Source organism: Kribbella steppae, from assembly GCF_004342025.1.
GTDB lineage: Bacteria > Actinomycetota > Actinomycetes > Propionibacteriales > Kribbellaceae > Kribbella > Kribbella steppae.
Genome location: NZ_SLWN01000002.1, coordinates 486,011 through 505,543 on the forward strand (window position 1 = coordinate 486,011; position 19,533 = coordinate 505,543).

21 protein-coding genes are annotated in these 19,533 nt (G+C 67.4%); 13 read left to right on the top strand and 8 right to left on the bottom strand.

Translation table 11 applies throughout. The features are described from left to right. Nucleotides 1-5 precede the first annotated feature (5 nt). Entirely contained in the window at nucleotides 6-2,753 is a 2,748-nt protein-coding gene (locus EV652_RS45985; protein WP_132208192.1) for a helix-turn-helix transcriptional regulator, read from the bottom strand. A 93-nt stretch (nucleotides 2,754-2,846) separates the two neighbouring features. On the opposite strand from EV652_RS45985, the gene EV652_RS07190 reads away from it, so the two are divergent. The 4 genes from EV652_RS07190 to EV652_RS07205 are packed head-to-tail and all read left to right on the top strand — an operon-like array spanning nucleotide 2,847 to nucleotide 6,834. Further along, nucleotides 2,847-3,911, top strand: a complete 1,065-nt coding sequence (locus tag EV652_RS07190; RefSeq protein ID WP_132208193.1) for a class I SAM-dependent methyltransferase — start codon at nucleotides 2,847-2,849, stop codon at nucleotides 3,909-3,911. A 42-nt stretch (nucleotides 3,912-3,953) separates the two neighbouring features. After that, nucleotides 3,954-6,047, top strand: a complete 2,094-nt coding sequence (locus EV652_RS07195) for an alpha/beta fold hydrolase (RefSeq protein WP_132208194.1) — start codon at nucleotides 3,954-3,956, stop codon at nucleotides 6,045-6,047. A gap of 39 nt (nucleotides 6,048-6,086) precedes the next feature. Next, the gene (locus tag EV652_RS07200) at nucleotides 6,087-6,404 is read left to right on the top strand and encodes an ArsR/SmtB family transcription factor (RefSeq protein WP_132208195.1); all 318 of its coding nucleotides are present in this window, start codon (nucleotides 6,087-6,089) and stop codon (nucleotides 6,402-6,404) included. Next, the gene (locus EV652_RS07205; protein ID WP_132208196.1) at nucleotides 6,394-6,834 is read left to right on the top strand and encodes an SRPBCC family protein; all 441 of its coding nucleotides are present in this window, start codon (nucleotides 6,394-6,396) and stop codon (nucleotides 6,832-6,834) included. Before EV652_RS07200 ends, EV652_RS07205 begins: the two co-directional genes overlap by 11 nt. A gap of 99 nt (nucleotides 6,835-6,933) precedes the next feature. Here the strand turns inward: EV652_RS07205 and EV652_RS43950 are convergent, their stop codons facing one another. The 3 genes from EV652_RS43950 to EV652_RS07215 all read right to left on the bottom strand — a co-directional run bounded on the left by EV652_RS43950 (nucleotide 6,934) and on the right by EV652_RS07215 (nucleotide 7,801). Continuing rightward, entirely contained in the window at nucleotides 6,934-7,110 is a 177-nt protein-coding gene (locus EV652_RS43950) for a DUF5302 domain-containing protein (RefSeq protein ID WP_158441106.1), read from the bottom strand. Between the two features lie 85 nt (nucleotides 7,111-7,195). Further along, nucleotides 7,196-7,444: a hypothetical protein gene (locus EV652_RS07210; RefSeq protein WP_132208197.1), complete on the bottom strand. Its 249-nt coding sequence runs from the start codon at nucleotides 7,442-7,444 to the stop codon at nucleotides 7,196-7,198. Nucleotides 7,445-7,621: 177 nt separating this feature from the next. Next, the gene (locus EV652_RS07215) at nucleotides 7,622-7,801 is read right to left on the bottom strand and encodes a hypothetical protein (RefSeq protein ID WP_132208198.1); all 180 of its coding nucleotides are present in this window, start codon (nucleotides 7,799-7,801) and stop codon (nucleotides 7,622-7,624) included. A gap of 94 nt (nucleotides 7,802-7,895) precedes the next feature. Between EV652_RS07215 and EV652_RS07220 the strand changes: the two genes are divergently transcribed. Beyond that, entirely contained in the window at nucleotides 7,896-8,546 is a 651-nt protein-coding gene (locus EV652_RS07220) for a LysE family translocator (RefSeq protein WP_199238051.1), read from the top strand. A 56-nt stretch (nucleotides 8,547-8,602) separates the two neighbouring features. After that, entirely contained in the window at nucleotides 8,603-9,490 is an 888-nt protein-coding gene (locus EV652_RS07225) for an aminoglycoside phosphotransferase family protein (protein WP_242001646.1), read from the top strand. 10 nt (nucleotides 9,491-9,500) lie between these two features. Here the strand turns inward: EV652_RS07225 and EV652_RS07230 are convergent, their stop codons facing one another. Continuing rightward, nucleotides 9,501-10,232: a class I SAM-dependent methyltransferase gene (locus EV652_RS07230; protein WP_132208200.1), complete on the bottom strand. Its 732-nt coding sequence runs from the start codon at nucleotides 10,230-10,232 to the stop codon at nucleotides 9,501-9,503. A gap of 147 nt (nucleotides 10,233-10,379) precedes the next feature. Between EV652_RS07230 and EV652_RS43955 the strand changes: the two genes are divergently transcribed. Then, nucleotides 10,380-10,664 (top strand): helix-turn-helix domain-containing protein, encoded by a 285-nt coding sequence (locus EV652_RS43955; protein WP_158441107.1) that lies wholly within the window; start codon nucleotides 10,380-10,382, stop codon nucleotides 10,662-10,664. Beyond that, nucleotides 10,661-11,944, top strand: coding sequence for a type II toxin-antitoxin system HipA family toxin (locus tag EV652_RS07240; RefSeq protein WP_132208202.1), 1,284 nt, complete (start codon nucleotides 10,661-10,663; stop codon nucleotides 11,942-11,944). Before EV652_RS43955 ends, EV652_RS07240 begins: the two co-directional genes overlap by 4 nt. Here EV652_RS07240 and EV652_RS07245 read toward each other — a convergent pair whose 3' ends face one another. Next, nucleotides 11,945-13,108, bottom strand: a complete 1,164-nt coding sequence (locus tag EV652_RS07245; protein WP_132208203.1) for a phosphotransferase enzyme family protein — start codon at nucleotides 13,106-13,108, stop codon at nucleotides 11,945-11,947. A gap of 204 nt (nucleotides 13,109-13,312) precedes the next feature. Here EV652_RS07245 and EV652_RS07250 point away from each other — a divergent pair, with 204 nt between their 5' ends. The 3 genes from EV652_RS07250 (at nucleotide 13,313) to EV652_RS07260 (ending at nucleotide 15,790) form a co-directional block, all read left to right on the top strand. Next, nucleotides 13,313-13,954 carry a hypothetical protein gene (locus tag EV652_RS07250; RefSeq protein ID WP_132208204.1) on the top strand — a complete coding sequence of 214 codons (642 nt, stop codon included), beginning with the start codon at nucleotides 13,313-13,315 and terminating at the stop codon, nucleotides 13,952-13,954. 277 nt (nucleotides 13,955-14,231) lie between these two features. Next, complete coding sequence (locus EV652_RS07255; RefSeq protein ID WP_132208205.1) at nucleotides 14,232-14,735, top strand: hypothetical protein; 504 nt, start codon at nucleotides 14,232-14,234, stop codon at nucleotides 14,733-14,735. Between the two features lie 674 nt (nucleotides 14,736-15,409). After that, a complete protein-coding gene (locus EV652_RS07260) occupies nucleotides 15,410-15,790 on the top strand; it encodes a hypothetical protein (RefSeq protein WP_199238052.1) in 381 nt (126 codons plus the stop codon). A 60-nt stretch (nucleotides 15,791-15,850) separates the two neighbouring features. Here the strand turns inward: EV652_RS07260 and ychF are convergent, their stop codons facing one another. Beyond that, nucleotides 15,851-16,927 carry a redox-regulated ATPase YchF gene (gene ychF / locus EV652_RS07265; RefSeq protein WP_132208206.1) on the bottom strand — a complete coding sequence of 359 codons (1,077 nt, stop codon included), beginning with the start codon at nucleotides 16,925-16,927 and terminating at the stop codon, nucleotides 15,851-15,853. Nucleotides 16,928-17,050: 123 nt separating this feature from the next. Further along, the gene (locus EV652_RS07270) at nucleotides 17,051-17,581 is read right to left on the bottom strand and encodes a GNAT family N-acetyltransferase (RefSeq protein ID WP_132208207.1); all 531 of its coding nucleotides are present in this window, start codon (nucleotides 17,579-17,581) and stop codon (nucleotides 17,051-17,053) included. 115 nt (nucleotides 17,582-17,696) lie between these two features. Here EV652_RS07270 and EV652_RS07275 point away from each other — a divergent pair, with 115 nt between their 5' ends. After that, nucleotides 17,697-18,554 carry a DUF817 domain-containing protein gene (locus EV652_RS07275; protein ID WP_132208208.1) on the top strand — a complete coding sequence of 286 codons (858 nt, stop codon included), beginning with the start codon at nucleotides 17,697-17,699 and terminating at the stop codon, nucleotides 18,552-18,554. A gap of 104 nt (nucleotides 18,555-18,658) precedes the next feature. Continuing rightward, a complete protein-coding gene (locus EV652_RS07280; protein ID WP_132208209.1) occupies nucleotides 18,659-19,426 on the top strand; it encodes a polysaccharide deacetylase family protein in 768 nt (255 codons plus the stop codon). Nucleotides 19,427-19,533 lie beyond the last annotated feature (107 nt).

Sequence of the window (19,533 nt, forward strand, 5' to 3'; positions counted from 1 at the left end):
GTGGTTCAGCGGTGGTTCAGCGGATGTTCAGGGTCCGTCGGCTGTGCGTGCTGTGCGTGCTGTGACGGCGCCGCTAAGTGCTGGGCGAGCTCGGTCCGTGAGTGAATGCCGAGCTTCGCGTAGACCTTGCGGAGGTGGTACTCGACGGTCTTCGGGCTGAGGAACAGCCTGGCCGCGGCCGCGCGGATGCTCTGCCCGTCCGCGAGCAGCAAGGCGATCTGCCGTTCCTGTGGGGTCAACTCGTCCGCCGTACTCGGCACTCGGCGCCGTGCGGTCTCCCCCGTCGCCTTCAGCTCACTCGCCGCTTGGTCGGCCCACCCAGCGGCTCCCAGCTCATCAAACGCTTCAACTGCAAGCCGTAGCTGCGCCCGCGCGTCCACACGCCTCCGCGTCCGTCGTAACCAGGCGCCGTACGCCAGCCGCGTCCGAGCCCGCTCGAACACGTCCAGCGTCTCCGCATGCCACCCCAGCGCCTTCTCGAACCCCTCCTCGCTCTCGTCCACCACTCCCCTCACCCGAGACGCCCGCGCCAGCGACCACGGCTGCCCCTTGGCTTGAGCCTGTACGACGTACTCCCGTGCCACCGACTCCGCGTCGTCGGACCGTCCCAGCCGCAGGTACGCCTCCACCAACTCCGGCGCCGGTGACAAGTCAGGGTCCTTGAGCCCGTTGGACGCCAGTACGTCGAACAGCCGCTCGTACTGCGGCAGCGCGGCCGCTGGATCACCACGGCCCAGCTCGTAGTCGCCGAGCGCGAACAACGACCACACCGTGCCCAACTGGATCCCGCGCTCTGTGCAGATCCGCAGAGCCTCAGCCGCAAGGTCTTGGCACTCCTGATGGCCTTGGTGAGCTGCCAGCCAGGCTTGACCGGCCAGATTCATTGCCAGCTCGGCCGTCTGACCTGTCTCCCGCGCCAGCCGGATCCCTTCGTCGTACGACGTCGCCGCGTCCGCCCAGCGATCAGTAGTGGCGTCGTCCCGGGCCAGCACGAACAGCAAGCCGGGCAGAGCGCCCAACGCGACCTGGTCACGCCGCTCGAGCATCGCCTGCTGCAGCAGGGCTCTGCCCGTGCCGCTCTCTCGGAGGAACAGCGGTGCGATCGCCATCCACACCTGCCGGCGGCGGTCGCGGTCCAGCTCGTCCGATGGCGCCAAGGCGATCGCCTGGCGGATCTGGTCGGTCCCGCCTTGCCCGGCGAGGATCTTGGCGACACCGCTGGCCATCATGCCGATGATGCGTGGACCCGGGCGATCGACAGCAGGTAACAGTCGGTCGATGCCTTCCGCTGCCTTGAGTGCGCACGCGGTGTCGCACAGGCGATAGCACGCACTGACCGCGTCGGCGAGCAGTCCGGTGGCTATGGCCGCGTCCTCGCACTCCGAGGCGGCTTCGATCAGGATGTCGCGTGCTTGGGCCGGTGAGCCGCACTTGACCGCTATGTCTGCCCGGATCTCCTGTGCCCGGATCTTGGTGGTCGACGGCGGCTGCAGCGCCAACGCTTCGTCGAGCAAGGCGTCAGCCCGCTCTGGCAGCCCTGCCGACCACGCTGCCTCGCCTGCCGCGACCAACCTCGGTGCGCGGTCCTGCGGCGCTTCAGTCAGTCGGGCCGCCCGTTCATAGGCAGTCGCCGCGACGGAGTGCGCTCCACGACCGGCTGCGTGACCTGCTGCGACGTCCAGCCTGGCCGCTACCTCGTCGTCAGTGCCAAGCACCGTCTCGGACAGATGCCACGCACGTCTGTCTTCGTCTTGCGTGGCTGCCGCCACCGCCAGGTGCACCGTACGACGCTCAGCCGGGTCAGCACTCGTGTAGATCGCCGACCGGACCAGTGGATGGCGAAACTCGACTCGACCCTCACGGATCGCCACCAGAGCAGCCGACTCCGCCTCAGCCAACGCTGCGACGTCGACGCTCAAGTCCTTGCACGCCCTGACCACCACGCCAAGCTCACCGTCGTCGACAGCCGCTACGAGCAGTGCGGTACGTGCGGCCGGGCTGAGCCGGTTTGCCCTTTTGGTAAAGGCGTCTGCGAGCAATGCGGGGACAGGCAGAGGCACCCCGGGTGGAAGCCTCTGAAGCTCGTCAGGACTGCCGGCCAGCTCCAGCAGAGCCAACGGGTTCCCGGCCACAGTCCGGTGCAGCCGGGCTACCAGGTCCACCGGCAGCCCATGAACCAACTGCTGCGCCGCCTCCAGCGGCACTCCACCGAGCGAGAGGGAGGGCAGGTCGGCTTCGGCGAGTGGATGAGACTCGTGCTGTCGGGCGGCGATCAGCAGGACGATCGGATCCGCGAGGAATCGCCGGGCCGCGAACAGCAGCGCCTCCGCCGACGGACGGTCGAGCAGGTGCGCGTCGTCGACGATCACCGCGACCGGCGCCTCCTCGGCGTACCGGCAGATCAGGCTGAGCGTCGCAGCACCCACAGCGAATCTGTCCGCTGTGCTCTCCCCCGGGCTGAGTGCCAGCGCGGCAGACAGGGCCGCCTGCTGAGGGTGCGGGATGCGACCGAGGTCGGCCAGGGCGGGTCGCAGGAGTTGGTGGAGGGCTCCGAAGGGGACGTCTCGTTCTGCTTCGGTGCCGCGGGCTCGCAGCAGGCGCAGGCCCGTGGTCAGGGTGGCGGCCTCGTCGAGCAGGGTGGTCTTGCCGATGCCGGGTTCACCGGTGACGAGCAGCACTCCGGCCGCACCCACCCGCGCCCCCGCGACCAACTGCTCGATGACCCGACGTTCGGTGTCCCGCCCCACCAGCATGTCTCGCAGTGTGCACCAGGTGGGGCACCTGATGCGACGGCCCGGCCGCCCTGCCTAGGTTCGCCGTACTGATCTAGCAAGGGGGCGGATGACATGACTGTTGCGATCGACAGCGACAAACTGATGGGGCTGGTCTTCAAGGCCGTGGACGAAGTGGGAGCGACGCTGAACGCGGCGCTGGTGGTGATGGGTGATCGACTCGGCTACTACCAAGCACTCGCCGACGACGGGCCTGCGACACCAGGAGAGCTCGCCGAGCGCACCAACACCAGTGAGCACTACACGCGTGAGTGGCTGAACGCCCAGGCTGCGGGCGGGTACGTCGAGTACGACCCGAGCAACGGCCAATACACGTTGCCGCCGGAGCAGATCGTGGCGCTGACCGACTCGAGCAGTCCGGCGTACCTGCCAGGCTTCTTCCAGATCGCACTTGGCACGGTGCATCACACCTCCGAGACAATCGAGGCGGCCAGGAGCGGCGCAGGGATCGGGTGGCACGAGCACACCTCCGACGTCCACGTCGGGTGTGAGCGGTTCTTCCGGCCGTCGTACAACGCGAACCTGCTCCCCAGTTGGCTGCCGGCACTCGACGGCGTGGTGGAGAAGCTGGAGCGCGGTGCGACGGTGGCAGACATCGGGTGCGGTCACGGCGCGTCCACGATCCTGATGGCGGAGGCGTTCCCGCGGTCCGAGTTCGTCGGCTCGGACTACCACCAGGAGTCGATCGAGACCGCTCGACTGCGTGCAGCCGAGGCAGGACTCGGTGAACGGATCCGCTTCGAGGTGGCGCCGGCTGCTGGGTTCAGCGGGTCCAAATACGACCTGGTGACGACCTTCGACGCGCTGCACGACATGGGTGACCCGGTCGGCGCTGCCCGCCACGTCCGGGAGGCACTCGCACCGGACGGCACCTGGATGCTGGTGGAGCCGATGGCCGGCGACAAGGTCGAGGACAACCTGAACCCGGTCGGCCGTGCGTACTACGGCTTCTCGACCCTGCTCTGTACGCCGGGATCTCTCTCCCAACCGGTCGGCCTCGCACTGGGCACCCAGGCCGGTCCGGCACGAATCCGGGACGTCACCACAGCAGCCGGGTTCACCAGGTTCCGCACGGTCGCGGAGACGCCGTTCAACCTGGTGTTCGAGGTACGGCCCTGACACATTGAGGTCCGGGGGGACAGGGTCGAGGGGGACAGGGAGATGACGGAGAGACCTGCGCTGGCACCTGACCTGCAGGGGACGGTCGAGCGCGACGGGGTGACGATCGACTACGCCGTACACGGCACCGAAGGGCCGACGGTCCTGTTGCTGCCGACGTGGTCGATCGTGCCGTCCCGCATGTGGAAGGCGCAGGTCCCTTACCTTTCCAGGCACTACCGGGTGATCACCTTCGACGGCCGCGGCTCCGGGCGCTCCGACCGACCAGTGGGTGCGGAGGCCTACAGCGACTCCGAGTTCGTCGCGGACGCGCTCGCCGTACTGGACGCGACCGAGACCGAGTCCTGCGTGCTGGTCGGGTTCTCACGTGGCTGCCCGTGGGCGTTGCAGTTGGCGTTGGAGCAGCCGGAGCGCGTGCTGGGCATCGTGTGCATCGGTCCGGCCACCAGGCTGGCGCCGAAGCTGGAGGAGCGCACGCAGTGGACGTTCAACGAGCGCCACGACAGCTCTGAGGGCTGGGCGAAGTTCAACCGCCACTACTGGCTCGAAGGCGGGTACGACGACTTCCTCGAGTTCTTCTTCGAGCACCTCTTCAACGAACCGCACTCCACCAAGCAGATCGAGGACTGCATCGACTGGGGCCGGGAGATCGGTCCCGAGCGGCTGGTGGAAACAGAGGTCGCCCGGGGAGCCCACCTGCCGCCGGAGCGGCTCACCCAGGTGTCGTGTCCGCTGCTGGTGATCCACGGCGCGCAGGACGGCATCCGGCCGCATCTCGAGGGTGCGCTGCTCGCAGAGGCCACCGGAGGGTCGCTGGTGACGGTGGAGGGCGGCGGACATGCGCCACACGCCCGCGACCCGGTCATGGTGAACCACCTGCTCCGCGACTTCGTCGACCGGGTCGTTCCGCGGCCGGTACGGCGTACCTGGGTACGGGCGATGAGCCGGCCGAAACGAGCGCTCTACCTGTCGTCGCCGATCGGACTCGGCCACGCCCGCCGGGATCTGGCGATCGCACGCGAACTACGGACGCACCACCCGGACCTGGAGATCGACTGGCTGGCACAGCACCCGGTGACGCGGGTGCTCGAGGACGCCGGTGAGACGGTCCATCCGGCGTCGTCGTACCTGTGCAACGAGTCGAAGCACATCGAGTTCGAGGCGGGTGAGCACGACCTGCACGCGTTCCAGGCGATCCGGCGGATGGACGAGATCCTGGTGGCGAACTTCCTCACCTTCGCCGATGTCGTGGCCGAGCGGCCGTACGACCTGGTGATCGGGGACGAGGCGTGGGACGTGGACTACTTCCTGCACGAGAACCCGGAGCTGAAGCGGTTCGCGTACGCCTGGATGACGGACTTCGTCGGCTGGCTGCCGATGCCGGACGGCGGCTCCCGCGAGGCGCGGCTGACGGCGGACTACAACGCCGAGATGATCGAGCAGCGGGCCCGGTTCGCCCGGCTGCGGGACCGGTCGGTCTTCGTCGGCGACCCGGACGACATCGTCGATGCCTCCTTCGGTCCGGGGCTGCCGACGATCCGCGACTGGACCGAACGCAACTTCGACTTCGCCGGCTACGTCACCGGTTTCGTCCCGTCACGAGTGGACCGGACGGAGCTCGGCTATCCGGCCGACGGCCTGCTCTGCGTGGTGACGGTCGGCGGCTCCGGCGTCGGATCCTCCTTGCTGCAAAGGGTTCTCGACGCCGTGCCGCTAGCGCGACGCTTGGTCCCTGACCTGACCTTCGTCGTCGTGACCGGCCCGCGGATCGATCCCGCCTCGTTCCAGTCCACCCCTGGCGTGACGCTGCGGGGCTATCTCCCCGACCTGCACCGGCACCTGGCCGCGGCGGACCTCGCGATCACTCAGGGCGGGCTCACCACCTGCATGGAACTCACCGCGGCCCGGGTGCCATTCATCTACGTGCCGCTGCAGCACCACTTCGAGCAGAACTTCCACGTCGCCGCGCGGCTGGACCGCTACAACGCCGGCCACCGCCTCACGTACGGCGAAGCCGCCGACCCGATGGTGCTGGCCGAGACCATCGCCAAAGCAATCACCACCTCGCCCGACTACCGCGCCGTGGCTGCTGACGGTGCCGCCCGGGCCGCCCGGTTCCTCGCCGACCTGCTGTGAGACCTTGACAGATACTTCACCAGTTGGTGAAGTGTTGTCGTGCTGACGACGACCTTCGGGGCGCTGGCGGATCCGACCCGGCTGGCGATCGTGGGCCGGCTCAGCCGGGGTGACGCGACCATGGGCGAGCTCGCCGAGCCGCACCGGATCACGCTGCCCGCGATGACGAAGCACGTCGGGGTGCTGGTGGATGCCGGGCTGGTGACCCGGCGCAAGGTGGGCCGGACGGTCGTGTGCACGATCCGGCCCGAGGCGTTCACCGAGGTCGAGGACTGGCTCGGCGACCTCACGGCGTACTGGAACAGCACAGTCGACCGGTTGGAAGAGCTGCTGCGAGGAGGCGGGGATGGGACCTGACATCCGGATCGAACGGGTGCTACCGGCAACCATTCGGAAGGTGTACGACGCGTGGACGCGGGTGGAGCTGCTGACCCAGTGGTACTGCCCGAACCCGGATCTGGAGCTGAAGGTCCAGGCGGACGTCCGGGTCGGCGGTGATTACGTGGTCGAGATGGGTCCACACATTGTCCGAGGCACGTACCTCGAGGTCGAACCGCCGTACCGGCTCGCCTTCAGCTGGCGCTGGGACGGCACCGCCGACGAGCCGACCCGGGTCCAGGTGGAGCTGGCCGAAGTACCCGAGGGCACTCGCATGCTCCTCACCCACACCGGCTTCGAGACCGACGAGGACGCGGCCAACCACCGGCTTGGCTGGGAGCCGGAGCTTGGCCGACTGGCCGGACTACTCAACGCTCAGCAGCCCGACCCCGCAACCGACCGAGGCTGACAACCAGGACGGCGGCTGACCCCGCGGCCTGGCGCTGGAAAAGGTCGAGCCCCGGGCGGCAACCCGGGGCTCAGGCGGATGGATGGACAGTTGGCGGAATCAGCTGCCGGACTTGCGCCGGAACTGGCGCTTCTGCTTGTCGTTGTGCGCCTCGCCGACGCCCTCACGCCGCGTCCCGGACCCCGGGTGCGCGTTGTGATGAGCGTTCTTCTTCTCGAGGGCTTCACGGAACTTCTTCTGCAGATCGTCCGCCGGCTCGCTGGACTTGTCGCTCATACCGTCTCCTTCAAACCGTCAGGCGTACACACCCAAGCTAACCAACTGTGTCACCCACCCGCGAATGGATTACCACCGGGGCCCGTCACCTCGGCGGGAGCAGCCCGGCCACCAGCGCTTCCAAACCCTCGCGATACGTGTCCTGCCCGGCCAGTTCCACCCACTCGTCCGCCACGGACGCCAGCCTCGGGTACCGCTCGGCATCGATCGACGCGAACACCTGATCCCGGTACGGCGTACCACCGGCTGCCCGGCGCGCCTGGCAGCCGGTGGCACTCGCGGCGACCAGCGGCGTACTTCCGACCGAGGCAGGAATGGCGTCCGGCCTGGTCAACAGCTCACGGCAGCTCGGCGGATCGATCGGGCTCGCAGTTCTGTCGACGGTGGCGTTGCACAACAGTTCGAGTGGACCGACGTCGGGCTACTCGCTCGGCTTGCTGATCGCGGCCGTGCTGTTCTGTGTGGCAACGGCTATCGCGTTCAGATACATGCCGGCCCGGTCACAGGCTCGTTAGCCGGCGCCGGACGGGCAGCCCGGCATGCCGCAGTCGGTGGACTCGGGGACCTCGCCGTTGAGATCGTGTTCGTAGGCGTAGTGGAAGCAGTCCCAGTGCATCCGCTCGAACACCTCGTAGTCGTCGCGACTCGACTCCACCTGCTCACCGCAGCGCATGCACGTCTGGTCGCTCATCCCGGCAACGTACCGCGCGCCGTCTCAGCCTGAGAAAATCCCCGCCCGGCAGCGACGGAGATTGTTAGGTTCGAGCAGACGAAAGGGGATGCAGGTGCTGGTCAGTGGTGAGGCAATGCTCGGAATCGCGCTGGTCGAACTCGGATTGGTGATCATTCCCGGGCCGAACATGATCTACCTGGTCTCGCGGTCGGTCGCCCAGGGCCGCCGGGCCGGACTCGTCTCGCTGGCCGGCGTCGGCGTCGGCTTCCTGGTCTATCTCCTGGCCGCCAGCGCCGGACTCGCCACCTTGTTCGCGCTCGTCCCCGAGATCTACCTGACGCTGAAGCTGGCCGGCGCGGCGTACCTGCTCTGGCTCGCCTGGAACGCCTTCCGCCCCGGCGGTAGCTCGGTCTTCGCGACCCAGGAGCTGGAGCCCGACCGGCCGCGGAAGCTGTTCGGCATGGGTCTGCTCACCTGCCTGCTCAACCCGAAGATCGCCATTCTCTACATCTCCCTGCTCCCCCAGTTCCTCGACCCGTCGCGCGGGCACCTCGGCACCCAGAGCCTGATCCTCGGCCTGGTCCAGCTCGCCGTCGGTGTCGCGGTGAACGCGATCTTCGTCATCACCGCCGGTTCGGTCGCCGTCTTCCTGGCCCGCCGCCCGACCTGGATGCGCATCCACCGCTACCTCACCGGCACCGCTCTCGCCGCCTTCGCCGTCCGCCTCGCCACCGACCGCGCCAAACCCCTCGCAACCCACTAGCCAGGTAATTGACGTGCGGTGGGGCAGGCGGCTCGCGGATACTGCTGGGCGTGCCGATGCATCCTGGACAGCTGGACGTGACGACGGATCTGGTGACACGGCTCGTCCGGTCACAGTTCCCGGCGTGGAGCGGCCTGACCATCAACCCCGTCACCTCGCACGGCACGGTGAACGCGCTGTTCCGGATCGGCGACGACCTGGTCGCGCGGCTCCCGATCGAGCCCGGCGACCCGGCCGAGGTGCGCAAAGACCTCGAGGCGGAAGCCGACGCCGCACGCCGGCTCCACGCCATCTCGCCGTACCCGACACCCGAACCGATCGAGATCGGCGAACCCGGCGAGGGGTACCCACTGCCCTGGGCCGTCTACAGCTGGCTCCCGGGGACCATCGCGTACGACGCCGATGTCGCCGGCTCGACCGGGTTCGCCGAGGACCTCGCGACGTTCGTGCACGCGCTGCGTGCCGTGCCGACCGAGGGTCGCGTGTTCACCGGCTCGTGGCGTGGCGGTGTACTCACAACGCACGACGACTACGTCGCCGACGGGCTCGAACGCAGCCGCGGGATGATCGACGTCGACGCCCTCGCCCGGCTCTGGGCCGACCTGCGCACCACCCCGCGGACCGAACCGGACGTCTGGGCGCATCGCGACCTGATGCCCGGCAACCTGCTCGCCGAGAACCGCCGGCTCGTCGGCGTCATCGACGTCGGCACCTTCACCGTCGCGGACCCGGCCATCGACCTCGCCCCGGCCTGGAACCTCCTCGACACCGCTGCCCGGGCCGCGTTCCGTACGGCGATCGGCAGCGACGACAACGAATGGCGCCGCGGCATGGGCTGGTCCTTCGCCCAGGCGATCGGCTGCCTCTGGTACTACGTCGAAACCAACCCCGTCATGTCCCGCACCGCCCACCACACCCTGACGGCCCTGCTCACCGCGGAGTGAGGCGCCGTGCCTAGTCCGCCCGGCTAGCGACGAACACGAATTCCTTCCCGGGCCGATCCGGCGCTTCCCGTACGTCGTCCACCGCGAATCCAGCGGTCCGCAGCGACTCCTCGATCTCCACGCGCTCCCGAAACCGCAACGTCGAATCCGACGTCAGCACAGCGCCGTCCGACGAAAACACGTAGGTACCGCGGAACGACACGAACGGCAACTCGACGCTGGTCAGGTCAGACCAACTCTCGACCGTCTCGCCTCCCGCCACCGGCGTCACCTGGTGGGTGTCCTCCCGTGTCCACTCCTCCCACCCCCGCCGCGCAGGATCCCGCGTCTCGAAGACGAACCGCCCACCCGGCCGCAACGCACCCCGGACACCGCGCAGCGTCCCCGCCCACTCCTCATCGGTGAGGAACACCTGCGCGACGTTCCCCGTCATCACCGCCAGATCGACCTCGAGCGGCGGCAACGTGGTCGCATCCCCGTGAATCCACCGCACCCGCTCGGCAAACTCCTTGCCCTTAGCAACCTCCAGCGAGGCCTCCGCCGGATCCACCCCGACCACCTCAACCCCGAGCCGCCCCAGCCAACAGGCCAACTCCCCCGTCCCACACCCCACATCCAGCACCCGCCCCGCCCCGAACTCCTCCACCATCGCGACGTAATGCTCCAGATCCTCCCGCCGCCCCGGATCCAGCGCGTCATAAACCCCCGCCAACCGCGCAACCCCAAACAATGCGTCAACCATCCCCCGACCGTATGCGGCCAGGCCCGACAGCCGCCACGGATTTTGCCAGCGTACGTTGACATCTGGAGAATGCCAGCGTACGTTTGCATTTCGGTTCTGTCGCCGTACGCTTACATATGTGGAAATGCGGCTCTGAGGAGGTGGCAGGTGGACATCCGAACCCCCGGCGACCTGGGCGCCGTGGCACGAGGCCGCCGCCGCGCCCTCCGCCTGTCGCAGACCAAAGTGGCCGAAGCAGCAGGTGTGTCGAGGGTCTGGCTTGCCGAGTTCGAGAACGGCAAGCCGACAGTCGAACTCGGCCGTGTTCTCTCGGTCCTCCTGACGCTCGATCTCATCGTGGATGTGAGCGCTCCAGGGGAACCTGTCGCGGGCGCAGCGACGGAGCTGGATCTCGACTCCCTGATGGAGGAGTACAACCGGGGAGCAGAATGACCGCGACTGAGCTCAGCCTGCTGCTCGGCGACGAAGTCGCGGGAACCGTGGCCCGACTCTCGAACGGCAAGCTGGCCTTCCAGTACGACGCGGCGTACGTCGCGAAGGGCAGCGCGGCCACACCGATCTCGGTGTCCATGCCGACCCAGGTGACCTCGCACACCGACAGCCGGATCAACCCCTGGCTGTGGGGTTTGCTGCCGGACAACGACGCCGTACTGAATCGATGGTCGCGCGAGTTCCACGTCTCGGCCGGCTCGGCCTTCGCTCTGTTGGCGACGCCGGTCGGTGAGGACTGCCCGGGCGCCGTACGGCTGATCCCAGCGGAGCGCCTGCCGGCGGAGGATGACTCCGGCCTGAGCGACGTCGAATGGCTGACCGAGGCGCAGATCGCGCAGCGGCTGCGTGATCTCAAGCGGGACCACACCACGTGGCTCGGCGCAGACCATGCCGGGCGGTTCAGCCTGGCTGGGGCTCAGGCCAAGACCGCACTTCTCCGGGACGGAGATCGGTGGGGTGATCCGCAGGGGCCGACGGCAACCACTCACATCGTGAAGCCCGCCATCGAAGGTCTGGACATCCACGACCTCAACGAACACCTCTGCCTGTCAGCGATGCGTGCCGCCGGACTGTTAGCGGTCCGCAGCAGGGTCGAGCGGTTCGAGGACCAGAGCGCGATCGTCGTCGCCCGGTACGACCGCCTCTCGCGGGACGGGCGGCAACTTCGCGTGCATCAGGAAGATCTGTGCCAGGCACTGGGAGTCCATCCGGTGCGTAAGTATCAGAACGAAGGCGGGCCCGGGCCTCGAGACATAGCTGCTCTGTTCCAGCGAGTCATGCCACGCTCAGCGGCGCGAGAGGCAACGTTGTCGTTCCTCGACGGACTGGTGTGGAACTGGATCATCGCCGGCACTGACGCCCACGCCAAGAACTACTCGCTCCTCCTGCTCGGAGGCCAGGTGAGGCTTGCTCCGTTCTACGACGTCGCCTCCGCGCTGCCATACAACTCGATTCCCGAACAGAAGCTGCGTTTGGCCATGAAGTTCGGCAGTGGCTACGTCGTCAACCCAGCGGGCAGGCCGTGGGCCCGGCTCGCGACCGAACTGCAACTACCGGAGGCCGAGATCCGCGATCGCGCCGGACGACTCGTCGCCACCGCCCCGGACGCTTTCGCCACCGCAGCCGCGGACCCCGCCGTACGTAGCCTCGAAGTCACACTTCCCGATCGCCTGACCGACCTCATCGCCCAACGCGCCACCCGCTGCGCTCGATCCCTCTGATCACGCCGAAGCGCATGCCAGCAGTTGGTTGAGGGACGCGGGGGTCATGGGGTGCTTGAGGAGGTCGGTGGATTCGCGTTCGGCGAAGTTGGCGTGGTCGGGGTCGGTTGGGCTGATCGATTCGCAGATGGAGTTGTAGGTCCAGTTGAGCCAGCCGGTGACCGCGGTGCCGAACGACGACAGGGTGAGATCGGGCCAGCGTCCCGCGGTGTCGACGTACCCATCGCGGAACGCCGTGACGGCCGCGTGGTTGACGGCCGGACGCAAGGCCCAGTGAGTGAGCGCCCAGGCGACCTCGAACTCGGGCGTCAGCGAACCGGCGAAGTCCCATTCGGTGACGACGAGTTGGTCGTTGTGGCTCAGGCGAACGTTCTCGGGGTTGATGACCTGGTTGCACAGAATGAACTCGGCCCCGTCGAAGTCGGCCTTGATCCTGTCCAGGTCGCGAATCGTCGGGAAGGTGGCGGCGAGCTGCTCGGCCCACGGCTTGCCGGCGGCCCGGGCTCGGCCAAGGAGCTCGTCCCATTCGGCCTCGGACTTCCGCATCATGACGTACGGATGGATGGGTACGTCGGTCGGGAGGGCCAGCGAGTGCAGCGTCCCGAAGATCTCTCCGACCCGGCGCGCCACAGCTGTCGGCGTCGGCGCCACCGGCGACGGACCGACCTCGATCCACTCATGCACCCGCCAGTTCTGTTCCTGGACGGTTTCGATCAGGCGGCCTTCAGGGCTGCGCACAGGAGTCGGCGCGGTCACGCCGGCGGCAACGGCTGCGTCGCGAAGCCGAGTACCGAGTTCGGCCTGGTCCGCAGTGATCCACGGGTAGACGGTGACGGCCAGCCAGCGACCCTCGTCGGTCGTGATCGACCAGCACCGGCCCATCGGAGTGAACGAGACCGGCGATGCCTCCTTGATGACACGACCGAGCCCGAAGGTGGTCGCCAACGCCTCGGCAAGCCCATCGGGTACGACGGGCGCCTCGAGCATCCGGCGTTCCACCTCGGCCTTCAACTCGGCCCAATCACGCAGACCGTACTCAACCGCCAACGTCCGCTGCGCCTCGGCCAGCGATACCTCCGGATTCGACTCACGGAGCGCGGCCAGCAGATCCTTGGCCTCTTTACGGAGAAACCCCAGGCTCGGGCTATCAGGCAGATGTCTCACAACGCGTCCTCTCGGGCCCGGACTCGCACAGGCCACAAGGGAACGCCGCCCAACAGGGGTGGCTTCCAGCCTTCCGGCGAGTCTCGACGCAGCCCCAACCACGCCCCCGAGACGCTACCCGAACCCACCAGTCCAGGCAACGGCCAGCGATCGGGGTGGCGACACTCAGCTAGCTGTCGGTGGCGGCGGCTAACTTCGGCAGACATGGGCGCTCTATGGACTACGACGTTGGCCACCGTCGCCGAGCAACTGAACCGCAACCACATCGAGTGGATGCTCCTCGGCAGCGCAGCGACAGCGCTCCGCGGTGCCGCGATCGTTCCGGGCGACATCGACATCGCCGTCCTCGCAGCCGAGGACGTCACCCGCGCCGCGACCGTTCTGCCGACGCCCGACGCGCCGGAGCTAGCTGAGCCTGACGAACCGTCTGCCTGGATCAGCACAGCGGCAGAGCCGACGCTTCAGTTCGGTGACGCCGGGGAGCGGTGGACCTTCGGCCGATGGATCATCGACGGCGTCAAGGTCGAACTGGCACATATCGACGCGCCCGCCGTAGCCGGGCTGATGATCGAGACCCGCGCACCGCTGGCGTGGCAGGAACGGGAAACTCTGCACTGCCACGGACATCCCGTCCCGAGCGTCCCGGTCGAGGTGCAACTCGCCACGATGATTGCCCGGCAGCAGGACGCCCGGATCACTGCGACCATCGCCGCTATCGACAGGACTCGACTCAACGTGCCACTCCTGCGCCGCGCGATCTCGGACAAGCAGTCAGAAGTCCCCGCCATGACGGTTCCCGAATCGCTCCAACGCCTTCTCGCGCAGGATCAGATCGCGACCGACTGAGTATTGCCTCGGCCGTCTTCGGAGGTGATGTTGGGCTGAAGCGAACTCGACGACGTCGCCGACTCCTACTAACTCCCTTCCCACCGACTGTTCAAACGGTTAAGCGGAATTCGGTCACGTCGCCGTAGGCCAGCCGGCCTGATGTCCCTTACGAACGGAACTCTCCCTCGAATCCAAGTGAGTCTTTGCTGCTGGCGGCCGTGGACATGGTCTGTTTCCCGCACAATGCTGAAATGTGGCGGGCGACTCAGTTCGCCCGGCTAGATGGGGGAAGATCGTGCAGAAGAAGATTCAACGACTTACGTTGCTGTTCGTGGTGGTGATGGGCCTACTGACTGCGCTCCCGGTGTCTGCTCAAGCGGCGACGAATCAAGTCTCGGGGGATGCGTTATATGACGCGGCAGCATGTCCCGCCCCGCCCGCGGGGTACGAGGAGTTTGTCAGCTATCCAGGGCTCGACATGACAGGCAGCCTGGACGGCTGCTTGTACACCAGAGTCGACCAGTCCACGCAGACGCCGAGTGGCGCCTACATGGAGACCGGCGAAGAGGTCTTCGTCGGCAGACTCAATGGTGGTCCCGAGGGAACCTTCGCCACTACCTACAGGTTCGAAGCCAAATTTGCACCCGATCTCACGGAGATTCACGGGCGTTGTCAACACCCGATCGTTGCGGGCAGCGGCACCGGCGGCTTCGACGACGCCACCGGCCGGCTCGACTTCAAGGACATCATCGGAGAACCAGTTACCTACGTCTACCGGGGTCATCTGAAACTGACGTAATGACAGTTGCGGCCGGAGATTCCCTGAAATGTCCGCATGCCGCATTCGCGAGCGCGTAAGGCCCGTCGGCCGAGGTGATGGCTGACGGGCATTGCGGCACCTGAGCAAATCTCAGCGTGCTGAAATGGAATTCGACGCCGGTCGTCGGACTCCCGTGCGCCAAACGTGCCTCAAGGCGGCTTCCGCGACGCCATCAGCCCCGTCCCCCTGAACGCTGCCCAACCTGGTCGGCGGGCGTGGGGTCAACGTTCGAGCTCGCTCGACCGCGTAGCGACGCGAATGCGACCTTGACGCCGTGACCGGCGGCCTGACCCTGATGCGTCAAGGGGACGGATGCGCAATCGTCCAGATTGGGTGATGGACCAGACCGGGTATCGGGCTAGCGTCGGTGAGGGGCACGGGCAGTTTCGATTCGACGGTGGGAGTGGTCCATGACCACGCGTGACCGCGAGGATCTATCCGGGCTCGTCACACAACGCACATGACCGGCTCGGGCCCCCTGCACAGGAGCGCCGGATGACCCCCTTGGCTGACTCGCCTGTCGACTGGTTCGGCGACTGGAGCCTGACCGGCAACTTCACCACCATCGATCTGATCGCGGCCACGATCGGCGCCGTCAACGGCGCGCTCCTGGCCCGCCGACCCTCGCATACCGCGACTACACGATCGTCGGTGTGCTCCTGCTGGCCGTCGTCGCTGCCACCGCGGGCCGGTACGTCATCGACCTCACCAGCGGCGTGCCACCGAAACTGTTCGTACGAGGCGAGTACTACGTGGGCACCGCCCTGCTCGCCGCCTTCGTCTGGGTCATCTGCGACGCCGCCAGTCTGAACAACTGGATCAGTACGGGCGTCGCGTTCGTGGTCGCGTACACCATCCGCCTGCTGGCGATGTGGCGAGGATGGGAGGAGCCCATGCCGAAGCAGCCCCCAGGGGTGCACCCGCATGACGACGGGCGACCCCTGCTCGGGCCCAAGCTGAAGGGCAAGTCAGAGCAGGAGCTTCGGGACCTCGGGCTCGTCGCCGACGACGGCCCGGACGAGGACGAGGCGTAGCCGCCCGCCAGTGCCCCACGGGAAGGGAGCAGGCTCGTGACCTGCGACGGAGCAGCCGCCTCAGACGTTGAAGCGGAATTCGACGACGTCGCCGTCTTGCATGGTGTAGTCCTTGCCTTCCATGCGGACCTTGCCGGCGGAGCGGGCGGCGGCCATGGAGCCGGCGGCGATCAGGTCCTCGTACGAGACGATTTCGGCCTTGATGAAGCCGCGCTGGAAGTCGGTGTGGATGACACCGGCGGCCTCGGGGGCGGTGGCGGCGCGCTTGATGGTCCAGGCACGGGCTTCCTTCGGGCCGGCCGTGAGGTACGTCTGCAGGCCGAGGGTCTCGAAGCCGACCCGGGCCAGAACGTCCAGGCCGGGCTCGTCGATGCCCATCTCGGCGAGCATCTCGCGGGCCTCGTCCTCGTCGCCGAGCTCGACCAGCTCCGCCTCGAACTTCGCGTCCAGGAAGATCGCCTCGGCCGGCGCGACCAGATCACGCATCTGCTGCTTCAGCGGCTCGTCGGACAGCTCGTCGGCGTCGCAGTTGAAGACAAACAGGTACGGCTTGGCCGTCATCAGCATCAGTTCGCGGATCGCGTCGCGGTCCACGTCGGTAGCGATGATCGGCGTACCGGCCTCGAGGTGCTTCTGCGCGGCCCGGACCGCCTCGAGCACGACCGCGCTCTCCTTCTTCAGCCGGGCTTCCTTCTCCAGCCGCGGGATCGCCTTCTCGACGGTCTGCAGGTCGGCCAGGATCAGCTCGGTCTGGATGGTGGAGATGTCGTCGGCCGGCGAGACCTTGCCGTCGACGTGAGTGACATCGTCGTCGCGGAAGACCCGGGTGACCTGGCAGATCGCGTCCGACTCGCGGATGTGGCTGAGGAACTTGTTGCCCAGGCCCTCACCCTCCGACGCGCCGCGGACGATCCCGGCGATGTCGACGAACTGCACGGTGGCGGGGATCACCTTGGCGGAGCTGAACACTTCGGCCAGCTTGCCCAGCCGCGCGTCCGGTACGCCGACCACGCCGACGTTGGGCTCGATGGTCGCGAATGGGTAGTTCGCGGCGAGCACGTTGTTCTTGGTCAGCGCGTTGAACAGGGTGGACTTGCCCGCGTTGGGGAGCCCGACGATTCCGATGGTGAGTGCCACGGGCGTCAAGGGTACGCGGCCAACCCCGCCGTACCCCAATCCGCGGTACGACGAGCATCCCGCCGTACGGCGTCGACCGGTACGACGACGTGCAGTGGCACCCCGCGGATCGTCGTACCGAGGTCAGATCAGGAACGCCTCCAGCTCCGCGTCGTACCAGCGCCTGGTCCGGCCCAGCGGACGCATCCCCAGGCGTCGGCACACCGCCAGTGATGCGGCGTTGTCTGGACGGACTACCGCGTAGATCTGTTCCAGACCACCCCTGAAGCCGTGCGCGATCGCGCCGAGAGCAGCCTCCGTCGCCAGGCCGCGACCCCACGCGTCGGGGTGGAAGTGCCAGCCCACCTCGACTTCGCCCTTGCTCTCGGTCCCGTCGGACGGATCGGGCAGCGGCACGAGCAGTACAGTCCCGGCCACCACGGCCGTCGACCGCTCCTCTACCGCCCAGACGCCGTGCAGCGGATCCTGGTTGCGCTCGTGCCAGCGCTCGATCGTCCGGGACGCGGCGTCCCGGGCCGTCATCACCCGAGGCTGGGCGCCGAGCCAGCGCGACACCTCCCACCGCCGGTAGATGTCGAACACGCGATCCTCGTCGGTGTCCACCCAGTCGCGCACCACGAGCCGTTCCGTCTCGTAGACCACCTTCGGATCCATCGCGGCACCTCCTCATCGCTTGCCGTTGATGTATCCGTCCGAACCAGCCGAGGGCAAGCGACGTCTCCAGTCTGTGACCAGTTGGAGAGTTCGCACCGCCCCTCGAACACGCTTCGTGACCGGTTGCCTGCAATTCCTGCGGTTCGGCTGGCTCGAGGCGGTCTCCTGCCTGTTTCCGGTCTGCCTGTTCGCCGGCCTCGCTGTCTCCAAGTACGTCGACCTGCCGGTCCCCCGGTACGACGCCCTGCTCGTGTACTGCCTCGGCCTGACGCTGCTGTTCTGGCTGGTCCGGCTGGAGACCTGGCGGGAGGTCGCGGTGATCTTCGGGTTCCACCTGGTCGGGCTCGGGCTGGAGTTGTTCAAGGTGCAGGTCGGGTCGTGGCAGTACCCGGGTGAGGCCTACACGAAGGTCGGCGGGGTACCGCTGTTCGCCGGGTTCATGTACGCCGCGGTCGGCAGCTACATCTGCCAGGCGTGGCGGCGGTTCGACCTGCGCGTGAGCGGCTATCGGCCGGTGCTGACGACCGTCCTCGCGGTGCTGATCTATGCGAACTTCTTCACTCATCATTGGATCGTTGACCTCCGGATTCCGATCGCGATCGGGTTGCTCGTCGTACTGCGTCGTACCTGGGTCTTCTATTCGGTCGGCGAACGGCGGTACCGGATGCCGCTCGCGGTGTCGTTCGGACTGATCGGGTTCTTCCTGTGGGTCGCGGAGAACTTCGGAACCTTCCTGGACGCGTGGAACTACCCCGACCAGGTGGATGTCTGGCGACTCGTGCATCCGGCGAAATTCGGCGCGTGGGCGCTGCTGGTGAGCATGAGCTTCGTCCTGGTCGCGAGTGTGAAGTCGCTGGAGGGCAGGCTCTACCACCGCGGCGCACCGGCCACCGTCGCGACGCCGCGCGCGACCGACATCACGACAGCTGAGATCTCACCGCAACACGAGAACGCCAACCAGATCAGGCGATGACGCGTCTCTTCAGATGTCCGGCACAGCAGCGTGAGGCCTGAGCTGTGAGGGCTCCTTCGGGGGAGCGACCGGGGTACATCCGCCTGATCTGCAAGGGAGCAATCATGTCCCGTAGGTTCGCTGCGTTCGTCGCGACCGGTACGGCGCTGGCCATGCTCGTCATCGGCTCGCTGATCGCCATCGCGCTGGGAAGGTCGCACCCGCCCAAGCCCGCTGTCGCGTCCACGTCCACGTCGGTCACGCCGTCGGCGACCCCGACGACAACACCGACCCTCAACGCGCCGACCTCACCGCTGCGGCCGGCTCCGAACCCGACCGCTGCGCTTGCCACGGGCAACAAGAAGGTGCTGTTCCTCAGCTTCGACGACGGTCCGGACCCGGTCTGGACGCCGAAGATCCTGCAGGTGCTCGCCAAGCACGGCGCCCACGCGACCTTCTTCGAGCTGGGCAGCATGGAGGCTGCCCACCCCGGTCTACGTGAACAAGTGCTTGCCGCCGGCAACACGATCGGCAGCCACTCGATCACCCATCCGCAGCTGACCGCGGTGTCCGCCGTCAAGCGGCACCACGAGATCTTCGACGGACCCCGGTCGACCTGTTTCCGGCCGCCGTACGGCGCCACGAATCCGAAGGTCCGCGCCGACATCGAAGCGGCCGGTATGGTGCAGGTCCTCTGGGACGTCGATCCGCGCGACTGGGCCCGGCCCGGCACGCAGGCGATCGTTCAGAACATCCTGACCCACGCTCACCGGCACAACATCATCCTGCTGCACGACGGCGGCGGGGATCGCTCGCAGACGGTCGCCGCTCTGGACAAGGTGCTCCCCCTTCTGAAGGCGCAGGGCTACTCGTTCCCCGCGATGGACTGCTGACTTCGAGTCTTCATCGATGCGACGGAACAGACACGGCACTCTTCGAGCACTTTTCCGGCATTCTCCCGGCACTCCGCGGCGAATCAGCAGAAACTGTCGGTGGCCTT